Below are 24,274 nucleotides of genomic sequence, written 5' to 3' on the forward strand. Positions count from 1 at the left end.
AGGAGTGAGCCCCATCGTCCTGCTACATGAATCATATAATTTATGGATCGTTATGCTCTCGTTCATCATCGCCGTATTTGCGTCCTATTCGGCTCTCAACTTGGCGGCCAAAATATCAAGGTCGCGGGGCAGGACGCAGAAATGGTGGCTGGTAGCCGGCTCCTGCGTCATGGGCAGCGGGGTATGGTCCATGCATTTCGTCGGCATGCTTGCCTTTCATTTGAACGTGCCTGTGAGTTACGATATTCCGATTACGCTGCTATCGATGCTTTGCAGCATTGTGGCGTCATTTATTGCATTCCAAATGCTGCTGTCCAAAGGCGTGAACTGGGCCAAGTTTGCCCTGAGCGGGTTCTGCATGGGCAGCGGCATCGTGGCGATGCACTATACCGGGATGGCCGCGATGCGTCTTCCGGCCGAGATTGCCTATGACCGGTCTTATTGGCTGCTCTCGGCAGCCATTGCTCTGGTGGCTTCTTACGTGGCGCTGCTGCTGTTCCTCCGCTTTCGCGATCATACCGAGGTCAGCTGGTGGAAGTGGGCTTCGGCTCTGGTCATGGGACTGGCGATTTGCGGAATGCATTTTACCGGCATGAAGGCGGCCGATTTCTGGTGCGGGAACCCGAATGCGATTGTTTCTACCGATGCCGGGGAGATGAACCTTTTGCTGCTGGCTGGTGTGACGATCACGACGTTTTTTATCCTGATGGTTTCGTGGGGAGCGATGTTTTTCGACCGTCACGTGTTGGAGAAAATGGCCTACAGCGACCCGTTAACCGGGCTGCCTAACCGGCATGACCTGAACCGGCTGCTTGGCGAGGGAATCGATACCTCGAAGGAAACCGCCGTTTTGTTTATCGACCTGGATCGCTTTAAAACGATCAACGATACGCTGGGCCATGACATCGGCGACATGCTGGTTCAAGAGGTGGGAAGACGTCTAAGCGGGTATCTGCAGGATGGCCAGAAGGTGTTTCGCCTAGGCGGTGATGAATTTCTCGCAGTTGCGGAAAACTGCGGCCAGGCCTTGGCGGAGGAGCTTGCATCCGGCATTTTGGAGGTTGTCACCCGACCGTTTGTCCTGCAGGGCAATGAGCTGTACATTACGGCCAGCATTGGCATTAGTCTGGCGCCCAAGCATGGAACGGACCGGGCGTCGCTGTTGAAAACGTCGGATACGGCCATGTACAATGCCAAGAATGCCGGCAAGAACCGGTACTGCGTATTTGATGACGACATGGATAAAAGGCTGCTGCGCCGGCTGGAGCTGGAAAAGGATATGCGCGGAGCGTCGGAACGCCAGGAGTTCTATGTCGTGTATCAGCCGAAGTGGGATGCCCAGACGGATACTCCCGTCGGACTTGAGGCGCTGATGCGCTGGCCGCACCCCAAATTCGGCGTCGTCTCACCAGATGAATTCATCCCGATCGCCGAAGAAACCGGACTGATCATCCCGATGACTCGGTGGATCCTGGAAGAGGCCTGCCGCCAAAACAAGGTGTGGCTCGACAAAGGCATGCCTTCGATGATCGTGTCGGTCAATGTGTCTGTACGTTTGTTCGAAAGCCAACACCTTCTGTACATGGTAGAACATGCGCTTCGGACGACCGGGCTTCCGGCCCGGTACCTGGAGCTGGAGATCACCGAATCGACGATGCTGTACGATGTGCCCGATATGATCCGGCAGCTGAATGGGCTGCGTGAGATCGGGGTGCGAATATCGATGGACGATTTCGGATCGGGGTATTCCTCGCTCGGATCCCTGGATCAAATTCCGATCGACACGATCAAGATCGATCAGCTGTTTGTCCGGGAAAGCGATTCACCCTCCAAACGGGCGATCGTGGGCGCCATCATCGATATGGCGCTCAAGCTTCATCTGGAGCTAGTGGCTGAGGGCGTGGAAACGAGGGAGCAGATCGATTTTCTCCGCGCATCCGGGTGCAACGTGATGCAGGGATATTTCTACGGCAAACCGATGAATATCGAACAGATGGACGAGTGGCTGCTGCAGAATGCGGGCAGGCCGAGCGGAGAAACGTTGGTTTGAATAAAACAAAAAGGATGCCGGTTGTAGCTGGCATCCTTTTTTACGGGCTATTATATTTTTGGTGACCCGGAAGATTTAATGTTCCGTTAACTTAATCATCTTCGGGATGGTTATAGGTGAAATTCTCAACAGGGTTGATAGAATCGTTCCGCTGGTTCTGAACCAAGGATTTCAGCTCTCGAACCTCCCGGCGCAAATGCCGCAGCTCGGTACGCATATTGGATTTATCCACGGCCAGCCGGACCAGTAAAAAGAAAATTGCCGCAATAACTCCCCACATTACCAGAGCTACGGTCAATCCGATCATGCTAGCACCACTCATCGTAGCATTTCATCTCCCTTCTCCAATCGCTATCGGTTATCTGCTATATAAGCAGGGTGGAGTTCACACAGCTTATAAAGGACGCTTGTTGACATCTATTTATAACAACGCCTTGGAAGCACAAAAGTTAGAGAAGTACGGAGAAGTTTGCCGGCTATGGGCTTGGATTAACATGCTTGTCGATGACACTCCTTAAATATCCGACAGCGTAGACCCCGTTTCGAGGAACGTTTTCATTCCCGAAAGGACCAGCGGCAGGCCGTTCTCCAGTACGCCCGCTGTAGGGAGCGCCTGTTCGAAATCGTCATGGACGGCCGTAACGAGCGTAACGCCCGGTAATTCTTCATGCTGTGCGATCTCCCACGTGACGCGGGAAGGCGCATCGTTCTCCGTGCCGGGCAGATTCACAAACTGCCAGCTTACGGCCAGCTTATGCGGGCGATCCAGTTCAAGGATGACCCCCTTGACCTTCTTTTCCCCCTCCGGGCCCAGAAGTTCAAAGGAAGAGCCGATTTCCCAGGAGGATTGAATGGCACAATTGAACCAAAACTTTGACGTTTTGGCCGGGTCGGTAATCGCCTGCCACACCTGCTCGGGACTCGATTTGATAGCGATCCGGTTGACATGCTTCGGTTTGGTTTCCATTTGCGTTTCACGCTCCAATTCGAATTGAAGTGATGTTAATCCTGCCGCCCAAGGTTCGGCGTATTTGCTGACCCATCGTTCGTATATCTGGCGGATGGGTACAGCGTTAAGGTAGTGCAGCTTCTCCCGGCCGACCTTCCTGGTCGTAATGAGTCCGGCTTCCTCCAGCAGGTTCAAATGCTTCATCACGCCGAACCGGGACATGTCGAGCGGGGCGCACAAGTCGTTCAGCGTCCGTCCGTCATGCGCCTGGAGCAGATCCAGAAGGGTGCGGCGCGTGGGGTCGGCGAGGGCTTTAAATATTAGATTGTCCTCCAATCGTAACACCTCCTTTACCTCATGCATTGAAAAAGTGGAGCAATTCCCTTGACATGTTACCATATGGTAACGTATTATAATCTCATCAAGAGTGACAATATAGTCACATATTATCATACCCCAAATCGTTTGTCAGCCGGCAGGTGTTTAAGTGCTGATGCAGCGCCGGGGAATCCAAAGGAGGATGTAGGAAATGAAAATGACTTTGATTGCCGGAAGCAACGATGCGGGATCCGTAAGCACCAGGCTCCTTCGTTATTTGGAAAGCCAACTGGTCAGCAGCGGAATTACGGTTTCGTTCGTGGACATGAGGGAGCTTCAGCTGCCTCTGTATTCGCCGGAAGCAGGGCAAAATCCGGGGGCTGTGCGTCTGCAAAATGAGATCATTCATGCAGATGCGCTGATTTTGGCCACACCGGAATACCACGGATCTATCTCAGGTGCGCTGAAGAATGCCCTGGATTATTTGACGCCGGGACATGTGGAAGGCAAGCCGGTTCTTTCCGTGAGCTCGGCAGGCGGGCCGCTTGGCATCAGCTCGCTGACGCATCTGCAGACGATCGTCCGCAACCTGCATGGTGTCAATTGCCCGGAATGGATTTCCGTAGGGTACGGTTCGAACGAATTTGGCCCAGATGGCGCGCCTTTGGATGCAGGAGTGAGAGATCGGGTCACCACAGTTCTTGGACCATTTATAAAGATGACCCGGCTGCTTTCCGCTGAGACGGCAGGGGTGACCGGATAGGCAGCATATTTTTTTGCATAATATGTGACCAAATGGTAACGTTATGATTTGCAACCATTAGACGAGTGCGCCAGAGTATTTTGAATATGACCAACAAAAAAGGAGGCGGATCGTTATGAACACAACGCGGCAGCAGCAGGTGGAAGCGGCAGTAAAATGGATCGAAGAGGCATGGAAGGCAGGGAAACTGAGCCAAACGGGGCAAGCATTTATCGGTCAACTGGAAGAGGCATTTACGGACCGGCAATACGAAGTGGATGACGTGATGGTCCAGGGAGAGAAGGTCATCGCAAGGGTGGTCATCACCGGCAAGCACACCGGGATATTCGCAGGAATTCCCGCTACGGGAAAAACGGTACGGATCACGCAGTTCCACGAATTTACGGTGAACGATGGGCGGATCGTTCATCGCTTCGGATGGTATGACACCGGTACGCTGCTCCCCCAGCTGCAAGCTGGTGCCTGACATGACCTGTATGATACGGCAAATATAAATTAGAGGAGATGGATCCTATGACAACGATGGAGCAAAAAAATACCGGGGTGGTTGAAGCTTTTATTCAGGCGTTCTGGAACAGCAACGATCTGAGTGCAGCGGATACATTTATGACTGATGATTACCGGGAGCTCAGCTATCAATCGAAAGAAGGGCTGAAGCAGTTTGCCGCCAAAATCCTGGAGGCCTTTCCGGATAAGCAGTATACGGTAGAGGAAATCATCGCCGAGGACGAGAAGGTTCTCGTTCGAATGACGGTCCGGGGCACCCATCAGGGCGTGTTCTTCGGCGCCGCACCGACCGGACGCACGATGAATGTGACGCTGTACCGCCAGTACCGCCTTAGGGACGGCAAAATCGCGGAACATCGCGGCTGGATCGATATGGTGACGATGTGGAGCCAAATTCAAGCCTTGACCTAGAGCGCGCTCCAGGTCCTATACTGGGAACCATCTTACCCGTAAAGAAAGGATGGTACCCATGATCATGAACGCGGTGCAAGGTAAAGTAGTTATTTTAACAGGAGCCTCCAGCGGTATCGGAGAAGCAACGGCCAGGGTCCTCGCCCGAAGCGGAGCCCAAATGGTACTCGCAGCAAGGCGCGGAGAACGGCTCAAGCAGCTGCAGTCGGCGATTGAGCAGGAAGGAGGTACGGCGGTCTACCAAGTGACGGATGTGAGTGTGCAGGCGCAGGTAGAGGAGCTGGCCCGGCTCGCCCTTGACACATACGGACAAATCGACGTGCTGGTGAATAATGCAGGGATCATGCCGCTGTCTTATCTGCACGAGAAGAAGATCGAAGAGTGGGACCGGATGATCGATGTAAACGTGAAGGGTGTGCTCTATGGGATCGGGGCCGTGCTTCCGCATATGCGGGAGCGCCGGCAGGGGCACGTCATCAACGTCTCGTCGGTGACCGGGCACATCGTCCGCAAAACGTGGGCGGTTTACTCAGGCACCAAATTCGCCGTTCGGGCAATAACCGAAGCACTGCGCCAAGAAGAAGCGCACAATAACATCCGCACGACGATTATTTGTCCGGGAGGCGTCGACACCGAGCTGGTGCACACGATTACGAACGAAGAAGTGAAGCGGGACATCGAAGCTTCCATGGACATCGCCTTAACCCCGGAGGCCATCGCTAACGCTATTGCCTACGCCATATCCCAGCCGCCGCAAACGGCCGTCAATGAAATTATTGTAAGGCCTACCAGGCAGGAATTATAATACGAATAACCATGGCTCACCTGTCGTCAGGTGGGCTTTTTCGCTTAGGAGGGATTTGGAGGCATGAGTTACTCGATCGGGGAAGTGTCGGCCCAAACGGGTTTGTCGATCCATACGCTGCGGTATTATGAAAAAGAAGGCATTATGCCGGGCGTTCAGCGCAACGAAAGCGGCATCCGCCTGTACGAAGCGAAGGATATCGAAGCGCTGGAGTTCATCTGCTGCCTGCGGGAAACGGGGATGGGCATCGCTGACATTAAACAATTCGTCAACCACGCGACCACCATTCAGGAGCGGCTGGAGCGGCTACGGGAACAACGGCAGAACGTCCAGGAGCAAATGGCCCGGTTTAGAAAATATGAGGCTATGCTGAATCGCAAAATCGGCCTTTATGAAGACATGGCCCAAGGAGACTCCGATGAAAAACACCATGCATAACGTCCGGCTCGCCTTATATCACCGGGATCACGAGGCTGGACTTGAAGCTTTTACGCTGCCGGAGGAGCAGCATGAATTCACCGCACTGCCGTTTGAAGTCATACAGAACGCACTGGAGCGGGAGGAGCGGCATCCGATCGTCATTTTGGGGGATGAAGAGCCGGTCGGCTTTTTCATTCTGGATGCAGGGGAAGACCGGGGGCAGTACTCGGACAACCCCCATGCCCTGCTGCTGCGGGCTTTCTCCATCGATCACAGGCATCAGGGACAAGGGTACGCGACGCAGTCTCTGCTCGGCCTGAAGGCGTTTGTCAAACAGCATTTCCCGGCGGCCGATGAGGTGGTCCTTGCCGTTAATATGAGAAACGCTGCCGCGCGTCATGTCTATCTCAAAGCAGGTTTCCGTGATGAGGGACGAACCAGGATCGGGCCGGCGGGTCCGCAGCACATTCTGGTACTCGGGATCTCATAACGAGAGTATAGAGAAAAAAGGAAGAAAGTACTTTGCGGCGCAGGCTGAACCATCGGCCTGCGCCGTATTTTTCAGGTGCGGCTGCAGCTGCCGGCTCTGAATTCCCTCCTCCATAAAATGACCTTTTCCTGGCGTCGCCTTCACCAAACTACCCGCAGACAAGACTAAAATTGCATACCACCCGATTATATGCTATGACTGAACTACAATCTTAAAGGAATATAGGTGTGGGATCAGATGAGAATAAAAGCCCTGTTTATAGCTCCATATGCAGCCATGGAAAACTTGATCGAGACGTGCCGTGCGGAAGAGAAGGATCTGGACCTTCAGATCCGGGTCGGAAATCTTCAAGAAGGGGTTGCCATCGCCAAGCAGGCGGAGGCCGAAGGGGTCGACGTCATCATCAGCCGCGGCGGAACGGCCAAGCTGATCGGGGAGGCCGTCGATATCCCCGTCGTCGACGTGCATGTATCCGGCTATGACATGCTGCGGGTATTGACGCTGGCGAACGATTTTCCGCGGAAAAAGGCGATTGTCGGCTTTCCCGCCATCACCCTCGGCGCCAAGGCCATCATCGATTTGCTGGAAATTCCGATCGATATCTTCACGATTCATGACGAGGACGAGACGGAGAGCCTGCTTAGAAAGCTCAAGGAGGAAGGCTACCAGCTGATTATGGGGGATGTGGTGACCTTCGAAACGGCGTCCCGGCTGGGGCTTGTGGGTATTCTGATCCAGTCCGGGCGCGAAGCGATCTTCGATGCCTTTCAGGAGGCGAAAACCGTCTCCCGCTGGATGATGAAGAACCGGCTGGAAATCGAAAGGCTCAAAGCTGTGCTGCAGGTCACGGCAGGGGATGTGATGGTTCTGTCAGAGAACGGGCAGGTCGTGTACGAGCAGTGGAAGCATTTCGATTCCCGTCCCGTTCCGCATGTCGGCTGGGATCACCACGCTTTCCGGGAGACGGCGGCGGTCCGGGAGACCAGCCATGCAAGCGATGCGGAAGGCAGGCCGCTGAAGATCGTCAAAACCCGGGTCACGGTGGAAAATGGGGCTTATTTGGTGTGCGAATTTTCGCGCGTCCATATGAATTCGCCGGCCGAGGCGGTTTTGCAGGTGAAGACGGGCACGCCGCCGCTGATCATTCATCAGAGCGAAGCGATGGACGCTTGTTTGTCGATGATCGACCGGTGCCTTTCTGCACCCCGGTTCGTCCTGATCGGGCCGAGGGGGGCCGGCAAGGAGTTGATCGCGCGTTATATTCATGACCGCAAGTTCAGCGGGGAGGGCCTGCTCGCCTCCGTCCAGGCTGCGGATATGCTGGCCCTGGAGCCCGACGAAGTCGACGCAGAGATCAAGACGCTGCATATCCACGCGCTCGATATGATGGATAGCAACCTGAGGGCCGAGCTGTGGCGGAGAATGGACGCTTTTCAGGGAAAGGGAATCACCCTCATCTTCTCGATGGTTGAAGAGCAGCATTTATGGGGAGCCTATGAGGACGGAATTGTCCGGATCCATGTTCCTGCGCTGGCGGAGCGAAAAGAGGATATCCGGGAGCTGGTCACCTCGTTTTTGCTGTATTTTAACCAAACGCAGGGCACCTCGGCCATTAAAATGACGGACAAAGGGCTGGCCCTGTTGATGGACTACAGCTGGCCGGGCAACGTATCGGAACTGCGGGCGCTGCTTCAGGAGGCGGTGCTTTTGGAGAAAGGGTACGTCATCGAGCACGCCTTGATCGAACAGCTGCTGCAGCGAAAAGGCGAGGCTGCCGGAGTGATTGGCGGAGAACTGCTGAACGGCACGCTGGAACAGATCGAGAAGGCGATCATTGAGAAGGTGCTGGAGCAGGAGGGCTTTAACCAGACCAAAGCGGCGAAGCGTCTGAACATTAACCGGTCGACATTGTGGAGAAAGCTTAAGGAATGATATCGGATTCTTCATTGTTGTTTAAATATGCAACACTTTTGGTTAAATGAATTTTATTTAGCTAAAAAGTGTTGCATTATTTTTTGTAAACGTTTATCATAATCGATGTAATCGTTTTATGTAATCGCTTTTACAAAACGAACTGTTTAAATTTACAACACAGGAGATGACACAGCCATGAAAATAAAGGCAGCCATTGACAAAGTCCCCGGCGGGATGATGTTGATCCCATTGCTGATCGGCGCCCTGATTCGGACGTTCTTTCCGCAAGTATTCGATATGCCGGAATTCAAGAGCTCGTTTACAGGCGGTCTATTGACCGGTACATCCGCGCTGCTTGCCGCCTTTTATATTTGCTTAGGATCGACGATTCGGTTTCAGGCAACCGGTTACATTTTGAAGAAGGGCGTCAGCCTTTGGGTAGGTAAAATCGGTACGACCTTCCTGATCGCCCTGCTGATCAAAGCGATTTTCCCGGATCAGAACAATCTGTTCCTGGGGCTGTCGGCTCTGGCCATCGTCGCGGCATTCTCCGACACCAACGGCGGCTTGTACATGGCGCTGATGGGTCAGCTCGGCAAGAAAAAGGAAGACGTCGCCGCATATTCGATCATGTCACTGGAATCCGGCCCGTTCTTTACGATGCTCATTCTCGGCGTTGCCGGCCTGGCCAGCTTCCCGATTATGGCGTTTGTCTTTGCGATTCTGCCGCTTCTGCTCGGCATGATCCTCGGAAACCTCGATGAGAAGATGCGCGAGTTCCTGAGCAAGGGACAGGATGTCATCATTCCGCTCTTTTCGCTGGCGATCGGCGCTGGCATTAACCTGACCAACGTGGTCAAAGCCGGATTCTCCGGTGTCATTCTGGGGATTGGTGTTGTCGTGATCACAGGCATCGTCCTGTTCCTGATCGACCGTCTGACTGGCGGCGACGGCGTGGCCGGGATCGCGGCATCGTCTACAGCGGGCAACGCTTCGGCAGTTCCGATGGCGGTTGCCGCAGTGTACTCCGGCTACAGCAGCATTGCTGCGGATGCAACGCTCCAGGTAACGGCATGCGTCATTGTGACGGCGATTCTGACCCCGCTTCTGACGACCTGGTTCGCAAGAAGGGCGCAGCGGCGGAGTTCACAGGCGTAAGTGGCATGGACAAGGAATCAAGTAAGGGAGTCGTTCAACATGCAGCATATGTACATTATCGCAGATGATTTGACGGGAGCTAACGATGCCGGCGTGCAGCTGTCCAAGATCGGGATCACGTCAACCGTGTATCTCGATTCCCAAGCTGCTCCGGCCAAGCCGAACGGGGATGTTGCCATTATCGATACGGACACCCGGGCTGCCGGTGAGCAGGAAGCATACGACAACGTTTCTCAAGCAAGCACTTTGTTCTATCAGCAAGGGTATCATCAAGTATATAAAAAAATGGACTCGACCTTACGGGGGAACGTGGCTGCCGAACTGGCAGCCGTCGTTTCCGTTCATCAGCCGGAAGTGGTCGTGATTGCCCCGGCGTATCCGAAGATGAACCGTCAAACCCTTGACGGTTATCAGCATGTCCACGGGCAGCGCGTCTCGGAGACCGAATTTGGTCGCGATCCCAAAACGCCGGTCAAGGACAGCTTCATTGCGAATCTGTTCCGGCCGTATGCGGGTCAGCAGAGCATCGTCCTGATTGATCTTGCGCAGCTGCACGGGCGGGCGGAACGGCTGATGCAGACGATCGAGGAACATACCGCATCGGGACGGACCTGGTTTATATGCGACGCGGCGACGGATGAAGATTTGAAAGGAATCGCCGACGTTTTCGCCCGGGCGGGTAAAAAGACGGTATGGGCCGGTTCGGCCGGATTGATCGAGCACCTGCCGGAGGCGCTTCAGCTGGAGCGAACCGCTGACCGTCCGGAGGACCGGCTCCGGGTCGCCAAGACGCTGACCGTGTCCGCCAGCTTGTCGCAGGTGACCAAGCAGCAGCTGGAGAATGTCCGGTCGATGCCGGACACCTGCTTCGTGGAGCTGGACCCGGTGGAGCTGATCAAGCGCACGTACGCTCTGCCGGACGTCATGGCTTCCTTGGCCAAGGAAGCGGACAAGAAGCATTTTGTATTGTTTGTCGATTCGTCGGTCAACAATAGAGAAGCGACGAAGCGGCTGGAAGCCGAGCTCTCCATCGGAAAAACCGAAATCGGCGAGACGATTTCCAGAGAGCTCGGGGCGATCGCCCGGGAGGTTTTAGGCACATACGAGGACATTAACGGCCTGGTTCTGACCGGCGGCGATACTGCCAAGGCGGTGTGCAATCAGCTGAACATGAACCAGATGCAGCTCTGCACCGAGGTGGAGGCCGGGCTTCCGCTCGGGAAGCTGCGCGGCGGAGCGGATACAAGAGAGTACTGGGCCGTAACGAAGGCCGGAGGATTCGGTAACGAGCATTCTTTGATGAATGCGTTGATCTATATGAGTGGAGAGGATGAATGAAAATGAGCGAAACCAAAGCTGTCATTGGCATTACGATGGGGGACGGAGCCGGAGTTGGCCCCGAAATTATTCTGAAGAGCCTGCAGAACCAGGAGATTTACGACCTGTGCCATCCGCTGGTGATCGGGGATGCGAAAATTCTGAACCGGGCCAAGGCTTATGTCAACAGCAGCCTGAACGTTGAAGCGGTGACTGAGGACCAGCTCGGCAGTCTGAACTATGAGCACGGCACGGTCTACTGCCTTGACCTGAATCTGCTTAGCGAAGACCTTCCGCTTGGACAGGTATCGGCTGAAGCCGGCCACGCGGCGTTCGAGTATTTAGCCAAAGCGATCGATTTGGCGAAGAAGCAGCAGATCGACGCGATCTGCACCGCTCCGCTGAACAAGGAAGCCCTGCATAAAGGCGGCCACAAATACCCGGGGCATACGGAAATTTTGGCCGATCTGACGGGAACGAGCGAGTTTTCCATGATGCTCTCCGCGCCGAACCTCAAGGTGATCCACGTCACCACTCACGTCGGCCTGATCGATGCGGTGAAAATGATCAATCCGGAGCGTGTTTACCGCGTTATCCAATTGGCGCATGAGACACTGACGAAGTCCGGCATCGCGCAGCCGCGCATTGCCGTCTGCGGCATCAATCCGCATGCGGGCGAGAACGGCCTGTTCGGCTACGGCGAGGAAGAGGAGAAGGTCGTGCCAGCCGTGCAGCGCGCCCAGGACGAGGGCATCAACGTCGTCGGACCTCTGCCTGCGGACACGCTGTTCTTCCGCACCGTCCGCGGCGACTTCGACATTGTCGTTGCCATGTATCATGACCAAGGCCACGGACCGGTCAAGGTGCTCGGCCTCGACGCAGGCGTAAACATCACCGTCGGCCTGCCGATTATCCGCACAAGCGTAGACCACGGCACCGCCTTTGACATTGCGGGCAAAGGGATCGTGGAAGAGAAGAGCATGATGGAAGCGATCCGCCAGGCGGTTGAGCTGGCACCGAAGAAACAATAAATCGAGATTGAGAAGTAGATGGCTCCTTAGACGGGGGCCATCTTTTTTATTTCCCAGTTGCCTCCTTTATCGTTCAGAAAATATTCGGAAACAATCCAGCGGCTTTTCATTCAAATGCTATACTGTTGTAATGGGAACACCCCGGATTTATGTCTTGACCTTGATAGGGGCGGCTGGTTTTCCGCATACTAAATCGAAATGTTAGAGGGCCATATTAGGCCGAAATAACAGGGAGTTCAATGCAAAACTTTATCATAGGCAGCATTTACGGTAAAATGCCGATCCCTACAGATATATCTCTTTTGGGCTAAGGAGGGATGCTCATGCTCAAACGAATCTGGCCCTTCGGGCTGATTGTTCTTGTTCTTATTTTTGCGTATATTCTGGTCCGGTTTTTCCTCGCGTCCATGACCATCGGTGACTTGGTCGGACAGATCCGGCTTCAGCGGGCCGACGATCCGTCCGTTAAGCATGTCGTGCTGATCGCCCAGGAGCTCGACAACCCGTTCTGGCGGGAAATGGAGCAGGGGGCGGAGGAAGCGGCGGACAAGCTGGGGATGCGGATTGATTATACCGGCCCGATCCGCATCAATCCCGCCGAGCAGATGAGGCTGCTGGAAAGGGCGATCGCATCCGGCCCCGACGGCATCCTCGTGCAGGGAATCGTGGATCCGGATTACGATGCGCTGATTCAAAGAGCCACAGGGCAAGGGATTCCGGTGATCACGGTAGATGCAGACGAACCGGGCAGCTCCCGCCTGGCCTATGTGGGAACCGACAACCTGGGAGCGGGAAAACGAATGGGCGAATTGGTGCTGAAGGAAGCGGCCGGCAAAGGGAAGATCGGCGTCATGATCGGAAGCGAACGGGCCGAAAATATGCAGCTGCGCCTGGCCGGATTTCGCTCGGTGATTTCAGCGGCCCCCGGCTTCGCCATTGTGGACGTCCGCGCGTCCAACATTTCGCGGATCGGGGCGGCCAAGCAGGCCGAGGCGATGCTGAAGCAGCACCCGGATATCCAGACGATCGTCGGCTTCAGTTCCCTGGACGCCGCCGGAATCGTCGAGGGCATCCAAGCTGCGGGCAGGACGGGAATCCGCGTATATGGCTTTGACGACCTGGCCATGACCCGGCAGGGGATCGAGCAGGGCGAAATCGCGGCGTCCATTGTGCAGTCGCCGAAAGAAATGGGGGCCCGGTCAATCGGCCTCTTAAACGAGAAATTTCACGGCAAGTCCTTTGCGGCCGAGCATTTTATCCCGACGAGCGTCTTGGACAAGGCGGCGCTGAATCTGGAGGTGGCCGGCCCATGAACATGCGCCGGATGCTGCTCATTGTGATCCCCGCCTTGTTTGTCCTGACGAACGCGGTATCGTTTTTTATTTTTCAAAGCGGGCGAACCGTTCAGCAGAGCTATAATATGATGCTGGACCGGGTATTACTATACAAACAAATCGATGCGGAGACCCGCAGCAATTTAAGCGCCGTCAATGTGTATCTGACGGACCGGAGCGAGCGGAGCCGGCAAATCTACCAGGAGCATCAGAGTCAGCTCCGAAAACTGCAGGCGGAACTGAACGCCCAGGATGCCATTCCGACCACGGAGCTGAGCGTACGGAGTTACCGCAACCTGCTGGAGACGTTTCTTGCGCAGGAATCCGGCATCCTGCAGGCGTTAAGCGGCAAGACCCCGCTGGCATACGCCAACTCCTATGCGGCGGCGGAGAAGACGGCCGGTTTCATCCAGGAAGAGGCGTATCGGCTGATCGACCAGGAGCTGAGCTATTATCAGCCCCTATATCGGAGCATTCTGGCGCAGACCGACCGGATGAACCAATGGGGCGTCGCCTTGTTTATATTCAGCACGCTGATCAGCGTCCTGCTGGCTTACTGGATCTCCCTCCGCATCACCAGACCGATCCGGCAGCTGGCCAGGACAGCCCGGCAAATTTCGGACGGCAACCTGCAGGTGAAGCCGCCGGTGATGAAGAGCCGCGACGAGTTTCGGATTCTGTCCGAGGCTTTCGTGCAGATGCAGGACAATTTGAAATCACTCATCCGCAAGGAAAAAGAAGGGCTGGAAAAGGACCGGCTCGTCAAGGAGCTGGAGCTGGAGGTGCTGCAAAACCAGATCAATCCTCACTTCCTGTTCAATTCCCTGAACGTGCTGTCCAAGCTGGCGCTGATCGAAGGGGCCGAGAAGACGAGCGATCTCACGGTCACGATGTCCAATCTGCTGCGTTACAATTTGCGCAAGCTGGACCGGCCGGTGCCGCTCCGCGATGAGGTGGAGCATGCGAAGGAGTATTTTACGATTCAGCAGGCCCGCTTTCGCGACCGCATCCGGTTCGTCACGGATATCGAGGAGAAGGCTCTGGATGTACTCGTGCCGGTGCTCACGCTGCAGCCGCTGCTGGAGAACGTATTCGTGCACGGCATCGAAGGCATGGAAGAGGGGGCCGAGGTTCGGCTTGCGGTCTCTGCCATGCCGGGCGGGACACGGATTGCCATTTCCGATAATGGGATCGGGATGAGCGAGGAGGTCCGGCGGTCGCTGCTGGATACTGACGCACCGCGGCTGCGAGATCAGGGAGGCGGAGAAGCCCGGCACTCCGCAGGGCACTCGACGGGCCTCGGAACCCGCAACGTGTTTAAGCGCCTGGAGCTGTTTTATGACAGGAAGGATTTGATTGACATTGTCAGCGAGCCCGGGAAGGGGACGACGGTCCTTTTGAACATCCCTGCCGCACGAAAGGAGGACGGCCATGTATCGTCTGCTGATCGCCGATGATGAAGCGCTGGAGCGGGAAGGTATCGAATGGATTGTGAACCGGATGATGCCGGATACGTTTGAAACGATTCATGCGGAGAACGGCCGGATGGCCATACAGAAGGCGGAAGAGCACCGCCCGCACATCGTCATGATGGACGTGAGAATGCCGGGCATTCAGGGGCTGGAGGCATTAAAAGAGATTAAAGCCCAAAATCCGCAGGCCAAAATGGTACTCATCACCGCTTATGAAAATTTTGAATACGCCAAGCAGGCGATCACCCTCGGCGTGCACGAGTATCTGGTCAAGCCGGCCAAAAGGGAGCAGATCGTTGCCGTGCTAAGCCGGCTGGTGCAGGAGCTGGAGGAGGAGCAGCACAAGCGCGATGAGGAGCTCGCGGTGCGCGAGCAGTTCTTTCAGCTGCTGCCGCTGGCCGAGACGGAAATCGCGCTGCATCTGATGTCGGGCCATGTCAATGAGACGGAGACGGGCCATCTGGCGGATATTTTGCAGCTCCCGGTCGACAAAGGCTGTTCTTTGGTGCTGGGACTGTCCGAAGTGGGGGACGCCAAGAAAAAAGTGTACGACGCCGTAAAAACGGCGGCGCACGCAGCCCCGAAAGACGGCTACGGCACGGTCGTCAGCTCGCTCATTCACAGCCATATGGCCCTGTTCCTGCTGGGAACGAGGCAGACTGGCGACTCGGCGTTGGCTGAAGGCGCCCGCGAGCTCGGCACACGGTTGGCTGATGTGCTGAGGGAACAGTGCGGGATGGCCGTCCCGGTCGGCATCGGAACCGTCCAGAATCGGGCGGAAGGAATCAAGCGGTCTTATTATGAGGCTGTTTTCGCCTCCAGGTATGATCAGGAAGGGGGCGGCATCTGCCGCTTTGAAGACCTGGTGCAGGCTTCGGGCGCCGGCGGAACGCATGCAGAGAAGCTGATCAACGGATCCGGCGATGCCGGAGAGAGCGCCTATGTTGAATTGGCGATCCGCCAAATCCGTGAAGAACGGGAGCAGCGGACCACCAATATGCTGGACCGGGCGGTGCTGTATATCCGGGGCCGATTTCAGGAGGAGCTGTCGCTCGAAGATGTGGCGGAGCATGTCCACTTGAATCCTTACTATTTCAGCAAAGTATTCAAACAGCAGACCGGGGAAACCTTTATCGACTATGTGACCCGGCTGCGGATCGACAAAGCCAAGGAGCTGATGAAAGACGGCCGGTACAGCATGAAGGAGGTCTGTTACCAGGTGGGGTATAAGGATCCGAATTATTTCAGCCGGGTATTCAAAAAAGTGACGGGCCTCACGCCGTCCGACTACAGAGTGCAGCACCAATGAGAGACAAAAGTCCATGCCGAATGCGGGCATGGACTTATTTGTGATGCGAGCCGAATTTGTGCTAGTCCGGGCTTATCAGGCGAATGACGGAGCGATTTTATGCTGATCTACCGCAAATAAGTGAAGGGAATCGAAAGCGGATGCAAAGGTCCCCCATGTTACAATGGATGTAGGCTTTTAGTGATGATTTCTAAGATTTCATCGATCCAAATAGATTGAACTTTAGTTCATTCTATCCAAATTAATGACATGGAAGGGATAATATATGAGCTCTATTACATTGGAACATAGCAGCGAGCAGGATAACCAGAAGATCAGCATGAAGTTCGTGACGCTGGTGTCCATCGTAGCTGCTTTAGGCGGTTTGCTGTTTGGTTTTGATACAGCCGTTGTATCGGGCGCCATCGGTTTCATGGAAAAGCGCTTTAACCTGAACGATTTCCAGACAGGCTGGGCGGTTTCCAGCTTGATCATCGGCTGTATCCCCGGAGCCCTGTTCTCCGGCATGCTGAGCGACAAGTTCGGCCGGAAAAAAGTCATCATTGCGGCAGCGCTTCTTTTCATTATCGGATCCATTGGCTCGGCCATACCGAATACGTTCAGCGGGTTTATCATCGCCCGGATGATCGGCGGCGTTGGCATCGGCATTACATCCACCTTGTGTCCGCTGTATAATGCGGAGATCGCCCCGGCCAAATTCCGCGGCCGCCTCGTCGCATTAAACCAGCTGGCAACGGTTACAGGCATTTCGCTCGTGTACTTCATCAATCTGTGGATCGCCGGCATGGGTGACGATGCTTGGGATGTGTCGAGTGCCTGGCGCTGGATGTTTGGCTTCGGCGTCATTCCCGGCGCACTGTTCCTTGTGCTGCTGTTCTTCGTGCCGGAAAGCCCAAGATGGCTGATCAAGCAAGGCCGGGCGGCCGCAGCGCTGCCGGTCCTGCTCAAAATTCACGGCGAAGAGCTGGCGAAGCAGGAAGTGCGGGATATCAAGGAGTCGTTTAGCCAGGAAAAAGGATCGTTCCGCCAGCTGTTCAGCCCGGGGCTGCGCATGGCGCTGATCGTCGGTGTCGGACTGGCGATTCTGCAGCAGGTGACCGGCATCAACGCCGTGATGTATTATGCGCCGGAGATTTTTAAAGAGACCGGTGCCGGTACGAACGCCGCGCTCGTTCAGACGATTTTTGTCGGCGTGATCAACCTCTTGTTTACCATTTTGGCCATTTGGCTGATCGATAAAGTGGGACGGAAGGCGCTGATGCTGGTCGGATCGGCCGCGATGCTGATCTCCCTCGCCGTCATCGGAACGGCGTTCCAGACCGGACATACCTCCGGACCGCTGGTCCTGATCTTTATTCTGATTTACGTCGCGGCTTTTGCGATCTCGCTCGGACCGGTGGTATGGGTCCTCATTTCGGAGATCTTCCCGAACCGGGTCCGCGGTATCGCGACGGCCATTGCCTCGATGGCTTTGTGGATCGCCGACTACGTCGTATCCCAAGCCTTCCCGCCGATGCTGTCTTCGGCAGGTCCGGCGGCAACCTTCTGGATTTTCGGCGTCATGTCGCTGATTTGCCTCGTGTTTACTTGGCGCGCGGTACCGGAAACCAAAGGAAAGTCCCTGGAGGAAATGGAAGCCATGTGGGCACAAGGAAAATAATACGCATATAAAAAGGGGAGTTCCCTGGGTCGATGAACCTGGGAACTCCCCTTTTTTGTGTGTTGGAACAACCGGTATGGACTACCGACATCCACCGGTTTCAACCGAAGATCCGGTTACAGAATCCGGCGTGCGGTGACGAACCGTTTTTTCCACTGGCCGTCAAAGGCTTCGACGTGAACGCCGAGCTCTTTGGAGTACGTGTGAAGAATTTGATTATTGCCCATATAGATGCCAACGTGGCCGATATCCAGCCCGCGGGCGCTGAAGAACAGCAGGTCCCCTTTGCGCAGATCGCTTAAGGACACTTCCTTGCCGGCCTTCGCCTGGTCGTAGGACACGCGGGGTAGCTCGACCGACAGCACATCCTCGTAAACCCGCTTGACGAAGGAAGAGCAGTCGAATGTCTTCGTCTGGTCCGGAGAAGCTCCGAATTCGTAAGGGGTGCCGAGGAACTTTTTACCGTAAGAGATCAGCTCGTCCGCCTGCATGTCGGCAAGCGAAACGCTGGCATAGTCGGTATATTTCGGCTTGGCCGATATGTATCCTGTTTGATGGTTTTCCGTCTCCACCTCCAGCCAGAGGGCGTTCACTTCGCGGATGACATGCACCTTCTGTCCGGCGGCAAGCATGCCGAGTGACGTTGCATCGCTCGCTGAATCCGGCTTGCTCCGCAGGTTCACACCCCAGCGGATAGAAGTCTCAAGCGAAACCTTGGAAGTAATCCGCACCGTGTGCGCATCCGGCTGCCAAGCGACCTCGCTGCCCAGCGCTTCGCTCACAAAGCGCAGCGGCACGAGGGAATATCCGCCGGAGATTTGGCCGGGCACTGTCACCTCGAGGGCTTGTCCGTTCAGGTTCGCGGTATGCTCGCCGATCCGGTAGGTCAGCGTGGTGCCTCCCTTGGTGGCCTTCAGCATCTTCGTGGCGTTATCCCAGGCCAGCTTGGCCCCTTGGCGCTCAAACAGGCCGCGCATCGGCACAAGTACTGTACCGCCGACATTCAGCGGCTGCACTTCGGTCTGCAGCTGCCGGCCGTCCAGATAGACGGCGATCGGCTTGGAGGATGCCGGAGCGGCATCCGCATAGACCGACGTGCCAGCGATCATGGCAGCGGCCAGGCCGGCAAGAACCGCCCCTTTTTTTCTCATCATGTTATCATCACCTTGTTTCAACTGGATTGACGGTTCGTGGATGATGAACCGCATAGGAACAGGGAATTCCGGCGGGTATCTTTACCAAGAAGTCCCTGTATAGTTGGACGAGAGGGAGGGCGATTGGTTTTGTTCTTCAGCATTGGTAAATTAATGAAACGGACAAATTCTACACGGAGGCCACACTGCTGAAAAAGGCCGACGAGGCACTCTATGCGTCCAAGACGCATGGGAGGAATCAGACGACTCACTATAACGTACTGGATGGGAGGCTTCCTTGATGAAGGAGGTCTTTTTTTCACCAGTACATTCCTGCAACAGTAACCCCTCCAATTCTCCGGAATTCGTAGACGATTCACGGCTTTTGTCGTAGAATGATTTTTATTACACAAGAAGTGAGGTTCGGAGAGATGAATGCTGTTGCAAAAGTGAGCAAGGTTGTCGGTGGCACGTTTTCGGTTTGGGTCATTCTGTTTGCTTGTCTGGGCTTTTTTTTACCTAATGTCTTTATCCCGTTAAAGGGCTACATTTCGATCTTTTTGGGAATCGTCATGTTCGGCATGGGGCTGACCTTATCCTCCGCCGACTTTCGCGAAGTTTTCCGCCGGCCGCTCGAAGTGCTGATAGGCGTGGTCGGCCATTTCATCATTATGCCGCTGCTGGCTTATGTTTTGGCGCTGGTGCTAAACCTGCCGCCGGATATCGCCGTAGGCGTCATCCTCGTCGGATGCTGCCCGAGCGGCACCTCGTCCAATGTGATGACGCTGCTGGCGAAAGGGGATGTTGCGCTGGGGGTATCCATCGCTTCCGTGTCTACCATTATCGCACCGCTGGCTACACCCGCGCTGATCAGCCTGCTGGCCGGCCGCTGGATGCCGGTCGATGCCGGTGCGCTCATCAAGGACATTCTGATGGTGGTCATTTTGCCGATCGTGCTCGGGGTTATCGTTAAGTCCTTGTTTAAAAAGCAGGCCGAAGCCAGCGCTCAGGCACTCCCGCTCGTCTCCACCCTGGCCATTGTGCTGATTGTGGCGATCGTCGTGGCCGGCAGCCGCACCAAAATCATCGAAAGCGGTTTGCTGATTTTTGCGGTCGTCATTCTTCACAACCTGCTCGGGTATGCCCTTGGCTATTTGTTTGCCAAGCTCTTCCGCATGAACCTGAGCAAACGCAAAGCGGTCTTGTTTGAGACCGGTATGCAGAATTCGGGCCTGGGGGCGACGCTCGCCGCGGCTCATTTCAACCCCGTCGCCGCCGTGCCGAGCGCGATATTCAGTGTGTGGCACAACATTTCCGGCTCGCTCCTGGCCACCTGGTTCGCCCGGCGCTATGAGCAGGCGGAGATGGGTAAGAATCGGTAAGACTATAGAACTTGCAGGAGGCTTGTCCATGTGACAAGCCTCTTTTTCCTTAGCAATCGGACAGGCGCCGCACCGGGAAGGACATACGCCATCGGCGGGCCGTGCTAGAAAAGCGTATGTTATAGCAGTAGAGACCTCTCGTAGATTCTAGATTGAAAGAAGGGATACGATGCGATCAAAGATGCGGTCACACCAAAGGAAGATTCAGGAGCAGCTTGCGGCGTTTGCTTGGCTTCAGGCATGGGGGACCAACGTTGCGGCCATTGGCCAGACGAAAGGGCTCTCATCCCGCAAAAAGCAGCAGCAGGAAGGAGAGAGGCTGCAGCTTATCGGTAATGCGATGCAGGCGATTGCCAATGCCGCACAGGCAGAACTAACCGCCAGATTGAGAAGCTCTGCATCGAGCAAGGAAGTGAACGACATGATGGTCGCCGGCAACCTGCTGCAGTCCCTGGGGAACTCACTGGAGGTGATCGCAGGGGATGGGTCCTAACCGGCAGGGCAAGGATAAGGATAACAAGCGGGGGAGCCGCTTCCGAGAACGTTCGGGATCAGGTATGCACAGCAGGCGAACATATTCCCGCGTTCCGGCATAACTGGAGGGATGATATTGCTGTTATCAAGTGCCTTGAGCACATTCCGACGCGCCATTCGGTCACTGCCGGCAGACGGGCGGCTCACCCGGGAGGATCTTCTGATTCCGGAACTGCGTCTATCGGCAGACGGCCTTGTAGAGACATTTTACGCTCCGCATAATGATTATGTTCATTCATCCGCGAGCCTATTTATCGTGGGCTTGACCCCGGGCTTTACACAGATGAGAATCGCTTATGAAGCGGCGCGGCATGCCATGGATCAAGGATTGGGCGATGAGGCGGTGTGCCTGAGGGCGAAGGAGGCGGCCAGCTTTGCCGGCAGTCTGCGCGCGAACCTGATCTCCATGCTGGACGAGATGGGGATGCCGGAGTATTTGGGGATCCGCACGAGTGAGGCTTTATTTGGCACAGAGCGGGAGATGCTGCATACCAGTTCGGTGCTCCGCTATCCCGTCTTCGTCAACCGGGCCAATTACAACGGCAGCCACCCGAGCCTGATGGGGACTCCAAGCTTAAGGGACACGGCGCTAGCCAGCATCACTCAAGAGCTGAGCGTTTTTCCAGATCGCCCCTTCATCATTCCGCTTGGAATAGCCGTGGAAAGCGTCCTCCGGCTTCTGGCCGAGCAGGGAGTGCTGGACGCCGGGCAGTGCCTATGGGGCTTTCCCCACCCTTCGGGGGCCAACGGCCATCGGCACAAACAGTTTGCCGCACGGAAAGCGGAGATGAAAAAGAGCCTGCGTCGTTACTTCTCTTGATTGTCTGGCGGGCCTTCCCGTGTTATCGTTAGGATGGGCTTAAGGAATCCAAAAGTTTCTAGACCATCTTGATGGAGGTGTCTTTTTATGAAAGCGCTATTTATTGGAGGAACGGGAACGATCAGTACTGCCATTACGAAGCAGCTGCTGGCGCAGGGCTGCGAGCTGTACCTGCTGAACCGCGGACACCGGAATGATGCCCTGCCGGAAGGGGCTCATGTCATCCAGGCCGATATTCACGACGAGGAGCAGGTAGCCGGTCTGATCGCCGATCTCCAGTTTGACGTCGTGGCCGACTTTATCGCCTTTGTACCGGAGCATTTGGAGCGGGATTACCGCCTGTTCAAGGACCGTACGAAGCAGTTCATGTTCATCAGTTCGGCTTCGGCTTACCAGTCGCCTTTATCCGATTACCTCATCACCGAAGGAACTCCGCTATCCAATCCATACTGGGAGTATTCCCGAAACAAGATCGCCTGCGAGGATTACCTGATGAAGCAGTATCGCGAGCAGGGCTTTCCGGTGACCATCGTAAGGCCAAGCCATACGTACGACGAGCGCTCGATACCGCTTGGCGTACACGGAAGCAAGGGCAGCTGGCAGGTGGCGAAACGGATGCTGGAGAACAAGCCCGTCATTATTCACGGAGACGGTACGTCGCTGTGGACGATGACACATAACCGGGATTTTGCCAAAGGCTTTATCGGCCTGATGGGCAACATCCATGCGATCGGCGAGTCCGTGCACATTACATCGGATGAATCGGTCACCTGGAACCAGATTTACGAGATCATCGCCGACGCTCTGGGCGTGAAGCTGAATGCGGTTCATGTCGCATCCGAGTTCCTCGATGCCTGCAGCAAGGAGGATTTCAGGGGCAGCCTGCTGGGAGACAAGGCCAATACGGTTGTCTTTAACAATGCCAAATTGAAGCGGCTCGTTCCCGATTTTGTGGCGACCACACGGGTGGATCAGGGCATTAAGGAGACGGTGCAGTATATTCTGTCCCATCCGGAGCACCAGACCGAGGATCCTGAGTTCGACAGCTGGTGCGACAAGGTAGTTCAAGCTCTGCAGGAAGCGGCTGAGCGGATTAAAGGGTAAGGCAGGAGGCAGCGGAGCTGCCAAGAATATATAATTGTTTATGAAAAGGTGCCTGGAGACAGGCGCCTTTTTCGCTTGCATTGAAAGGACCGAGATCATACAGGCCGTTTCACATCATTATTTATCCGTATAAAATACCCGGGAGTGCAGCACGTCCATCGCATGAACGATCTCCTGCAGATCCTTCTCGGAAGCGTCCTGCAGCCGGGTGAGGAACCGCGTGCCGATATGGCCGAAGGCCTCTTTCATCACACGCTCCCCTTCGCCGGACAGGCGGACATACTGTTTGCGCCGGTCACTGGGGTCATCGTATTTTTCACATAACTGCTTGTCGCACAGCTTCTTGATTTCCCGGCTCGTATTCGGCATGGACATCTGCTGGCAGTCACTGATTTGGCTCAAGGTTACCGGCTGGCTTACGGCGATGTATTCGAGCATGCTGTACTGGACCGGCGTAATACCTTCGGGTTTGATACCTTGAGTCATTTCGTGTTTGACCTGATGTACGGCTGCCGTAAAGGCAATCAACTTGTCAAAAAGCTTATTTTCATCCATGATGTCACCACCTCTTCCTCACGAACATATCAAAATTATTATCAATAAACAATTATCATTTGACAACTAAACGGACTGCGTGGTAGGATTTGGTTATCAAATGATAAGTAAATGGGGTGGCACGATGAAGGTACTGGTCATTTACACGCATCCGAATCATCAAAGCTTAAGTTACTCGTTTTTGCAGAAAGTATTGGAAGGCAGCCGTGAGAATCCGGCGGTTTCGCAAATCCGGACGCTCGACCTCTATGAAGAGGGTTTTAATCCGGTTCTGATCTTCAATGAGACCAAACGGAGACGGGATATGCACAAGGACCCAGCGCTGGAGAAGTATCGGGAGATGCTGCTGTGGGCGGATAAAATCGTCCTGGTCTACCCGATTTGGTGGGGCCGGCCGCCGGCCATGCTGCTGGGATTCATCGACCAGATGTTTGCTTCGGGCTTCGCTTACAGGGACAAGGGCGGGCTGCTGCCGGAAGGGCTGCTGAAGGGCAGATCGGTCGTATGCATCTCCACCATGAAAGGGCCGGCGCTATATCCTCTGTTGTGGCTGAATAACGCACACAAAGTGCTGATGCGGAAGGCGCTGTTCCGGTTCGTGGGCATCAAGCGGGTGAAATTTTTTGAGTTCGGAAATATGGAAAGTCCCAAGGGTAGGCATGAGGCGAAGCTGGACCGGGTGTATCGGTATTTTAGAACCGTCGCACGTTGACCGGGGATGGAGCAGGAAGGCGAATGGGGATTTTTGCGGGAAGGCTTGAAATGGACCCTAAAATAGTTCAATATGAAGATATACGCAATTAAGAAAAAGTGGGCCGCTGCGGCGGTCGGTTAGAGT

Annotated in this window: 24 protein-coding genes; 20 read left to right on the forward strand and 4 right to left on the reverse strand. The window is 55.2% G+C overall.

Annotation, left to right across the window (positions count from 1 at the left end):
- Positions 1–4: 4 nt before the first annotated feature.
- Complete coding sequence (locus ABID47_RS22075) at positions 5–2,050, forward strand: bifunctional diguanylate cyclase/phosphodiesterase (protein WP_435530656.1); 2,046 nt, start codon at positions 5–7, stop codon at positions 2,048–2,050.
- 91 nt (positions 2,051–2,141) lie between these two features.
- Here ABID47_RS22075 and ABID47_RS22080 read toward each other — a convergent pair whose 3' ends face one another.
- Together ABID47_RS22080 and ABID47_RS22085 are read right to left on the reverse strand one after the other, a co-directional pair.
- Positions 2,142–2,372, reverse strand: coding sequence for a hypothetical protein (locus ABID47_RS22080; protein ID WP_354499912.1), 231 nt, complete (start codon positions 2,370–2,372; stop codon positions 2,142–2,144).
- Between the two features lie 192 nt (positions 2,373–2,564).
- On the reverse strand, positions 2,565–3,335 hold the full coding sequence (locus ABID47_RS22085) for an ArsR/SmtB family transcription factor (RefSeq protein ID WP_354499914.1): 771 nt from the start codon (positions 3,333–3,335) through the stop codon (positions 2,565–2,567).
- Between the two features lie 193 nt (positions 3,336–3,528).
- Here ABID47_RS22085 and ABID47_RS22090 point away from each other — a divergent pair, with 193 nt between their 5' ends.
- From ABID47_RS22090 to ABID47_RS22155, 14 genes are all read left to right on the forward strand, one after another.
- A complete protein-coding gene (locus ABID47_RS22090; RefSeq protein ID WP_354499916.1) occupies positions 3,529–4,080 on the forward strand; it encodes an NADPH-dependent FMN reductase in 552 nt (183 codons plus the stop codon).
- 115 nt (positions 4,081–4,195) lie between these two features.
- Entirely contained in the window at positions 4,196–4,546 is a 351-nt protein-coding gene (locus tag ABID47_RS22095) for an ester cyclase (RefSeq protein ID WP_354499918.1), read from the forward strand.
- 47 nt (positions 4,547–4,593) lie between these two features.
- Complete coding sequence (locus ABID47_RS22100) at positions 4,594–4,998, forward strand: ester cyclase (RefSeq protein WP_354499921.1); 405 nt, start codon at positions 4,594–4,596, stop codon at positions 4,996–4,998.
- 64 nt (positions 4,999–5,062) lie between these two features.
- Positions 5,063–5,803 (forward strand): SDR family oxidoreductase, encoded by a 741-nt coding sequence (locus ABID47_RS22105; protein WP_354500421.1) that lies wholly within the window; start codon positions 5,063–5,065, stop codon positions 5,801–5,803.
- A 63-nt stretch (positions 5,804–5,866) separates the two neighbouring features.
- A complete protein-coding gene (locus tag ABID47_RS22110; RefSeq protein WP_354499924.1) occupies positions 5,867–6,241 on the forward strand; it encodes a MerR family transcriptional regulator in 375 nt (124 codons plus the stop codon).
- Positions 6,222–6,713: a GNAT family N-acetyltransferase gene (locus ABID47_RS22115; RefSeq protein ID WP_354499926.1), complete on the forward strand. Its 492-nt coding sequence runs from the start codon at positions 6,222–6,224 to the stop codon at positions 6,711–6,713. Before ABID47_RS22110 ends, ABID47_RS22115 begins: the two co-directional genes overlap by 20 nt.
- A gap of 237 nt (positions 6,714–6,950) precedes the next feature.
- A complete protein-coding gene (locus ABID47_RS22120; RefSeq protein ID WP_354499928.1) occupies positions 6,951–8,645 on the forward strand; it encodes a PrpR N-terminal domain-containing protein in 1,695 nt (564 codons plus the stop codon).
- A gap of 177 nt (positions 8,646–8,822) precedes the next feature.
- On the forward strand, positions 8,823–9,785 hold the full coding sequence (locus tag ABID47_RS22125; protein ID WP_076172238.1) for a 2-keto-3-deoxygluconate permease: 963 nt from the start codon (positions 8,823–8,825) through the stop codon (positions 9,783–9,785).
- A gap of 39 nt (positions 9,786–9,824) precedes the next feature.
- Entirely contained in the window at positions 9,825–11,123 is a 1,299-nt protein-coding gene (locus ABID47_RS22130; protein ID WP_354499930.1) for a four-carbon acid sugar kinase family protein, read from the forward strand.
- Between the two features lie 2 nt (positions 11,124–11,125).
- Positions 11,126–12,133 carry a 4-hydroxythreonine-4-phosphate dehydrogenase PdxA gene (gene pdxA / locus ABID47_RS22135; protein ID WP_145948156.1) on the forward strand — a complete coding sequence of 336 codons (1,008 nt, stop codon included), beginning with the start codon at positions 11,126–11,128 and terminating at the stop codon, positions 12,131–12,133.
- A 323-nt stretch (positions 12,134–12,456) separates the two neighbouring features.
- Positions 12,457–13,446: a sugar-binding protein gene (locus tag ABID47_RS22140; RefSeq protein ID WP_354499933.1), complete on the forward strand. Its 990-nt coding sequence runs from the start codon at positions 12,457–12,459 to the stop codon at positions 13,444–13,446.
- A complete protein-coding gene (locus tag ABID47_RS22145; protein ID WP_354499935.1) occupies positions 13,443–14,924 on the forward strand; it encodes a sensor histidine kinase in 1,482 nt (493 codons plus the stop codon). The genes ABID47_RS22140 and ABID47_RS22145 overlap by 4 nt, the downstream gene beginning before the upstream one ends.
- Positions 14,899–16,248 (forward strand): AraC family transcriptional regulator, encoded by a 1,350-nt coding sequence (locus ABID47_RS22150; protein WP_076172230.1) that lies wholly within the window; start codon positions 14,899–14,901, stop codon positions 16,246–16,248. The genes ABID47_RS22145 and ABID47_RS22150 overlap by 26 nt, the downstream gene beginning before the upstream one ends.
- A 265-nt stretch (positions 16,249–16,513) precedes the next feature.
- Positions 16,514–17,908, forward strand: a complete 1,395-nt coding sequence (locus ABID47_RS22155; RefSeq protein WP_354499937.1) for a sugar porter family MFS transporter — start codon at positions 16,514–16,516, stop codon at positions 17,906–17,908.
- Positions 17,909–18,024: 116 nt separating this feature from the next.
- Here ABID47_RS22155 and ABID47_RS22160 read toward each other — a convergent pair whose 3' ends face one another.
- On the reverse strand, positions 18,025–19,062 hold the full coding sequence (locus ABID47_RS22160; RefSeq protein ID WP_354499939.1) for a C40 family peptidase: 1,038 nt from the start codon (positions 19,060–19,062) through the stop codon (positions 18,025–18,027).
- 410 nt (positions 19,063–19,472) lie between these two features.
- Between ABID47_RS22160 and ABID47_RS22165 the strand changes: the two genes are divergently transcribed.
- The 4 genes from ABID47_RS22165 (at position 19,473) to ABID47_RS22180 (ending at position 22,881) form a co-directional block, all read left to right on the forward strand.
- A complete protein-coding gene (locus tag ABID47_RS22165; protein ID WP_354499941.1) occupies positions 19,473–20,423 on the forward strand; it encodes a bile acid:sodium symporter family protein in 951 nt (316 codons plus the stop codon).
- Between the two features lie 169 nt (positions 20,424–20,592).
- Complete coding sequence (locus ABID47_RS22170; RefSeq protein ID WP_354499943.1) at positions 20,593–20,916, forward strand: DUF6944 family repetitive protein; 324 nt, start codon at positions 20,593–20,595, stop codon at positions 20,914–20,916.
- A 117-nt stretch (positions 20,917–21,033) separates the two neighbouring features.
- The gene (locus ABID47_RS22175; RefSeq protein ID WP_354499945.1) at positions 21,034–21,777 is read left to right on the forward strand and encodes a hypothetical protein; all 744 of its coding nucleotides are present in this window, start codon (positions 21,034–21,036) and stop codon (positions 21,775–21,777) included.
- 87 nt (positions 21,778–21,864) lie between these two features.
- Positions 21,865–22,881 carry an SDR family oxidoreductase gene (locus ABID47_RS22180; protein ID WP_354499947.1) on the forward strand — a complete coding sequence of 339 codons (1,017 nt, stop codon included), beginning with the start codon at positions 21,865–21,867 and terminating at the stop codon, positions 22,879–22,881.
- 117 nt (positions 22,882–22,998) lie between these two features.
- Here ABID47_RS22180 and ABID47_RS22185 read toward each other — a convergent pair whose 3' ends face one another.
- Positions 22,999–23,436 carry a MarR family winged helix-turn-helix transcriptional regulator gene (locus ABID47_RS22185; protein WP_354499949.1) on the reverse strand — a complete coding sequence of 146 codons (438 nt, stop codon included), beginning with the start codon at positions 23,434–23,436 and terminating at the stop codon, positions 22,999–23,001.
- Between the two features lie 124 nt (positions 23,437–23,560).
- On the opposite strand from ABID47_RS22185, the gene ABID47_RS22190 reads away from it, so the two are divergent.
- Positions 23,561–24,148, forward strand: a complete 588-nt coding sequence (locus tag ABID47_RS22190) for an NAD(P)H-dependent oxidoreductase (protein WP_354500423.1) — start codon at positions 23,561–23,563, stop codon at positions 24,146–24,148.
- Positions 24,149–24,274: the final 126 nt, after the last annotated feature.

It is taken from the genome of Paenibacillus favisporus (assembly GCF_040545415.1).
Classification (GTDB): Bacteria; Bacillota; Bacilli; order Paenibacillales; family Paenibacillaceae; genus Paenibacillus_AQ; species Paenibacillus_AQ favisporus.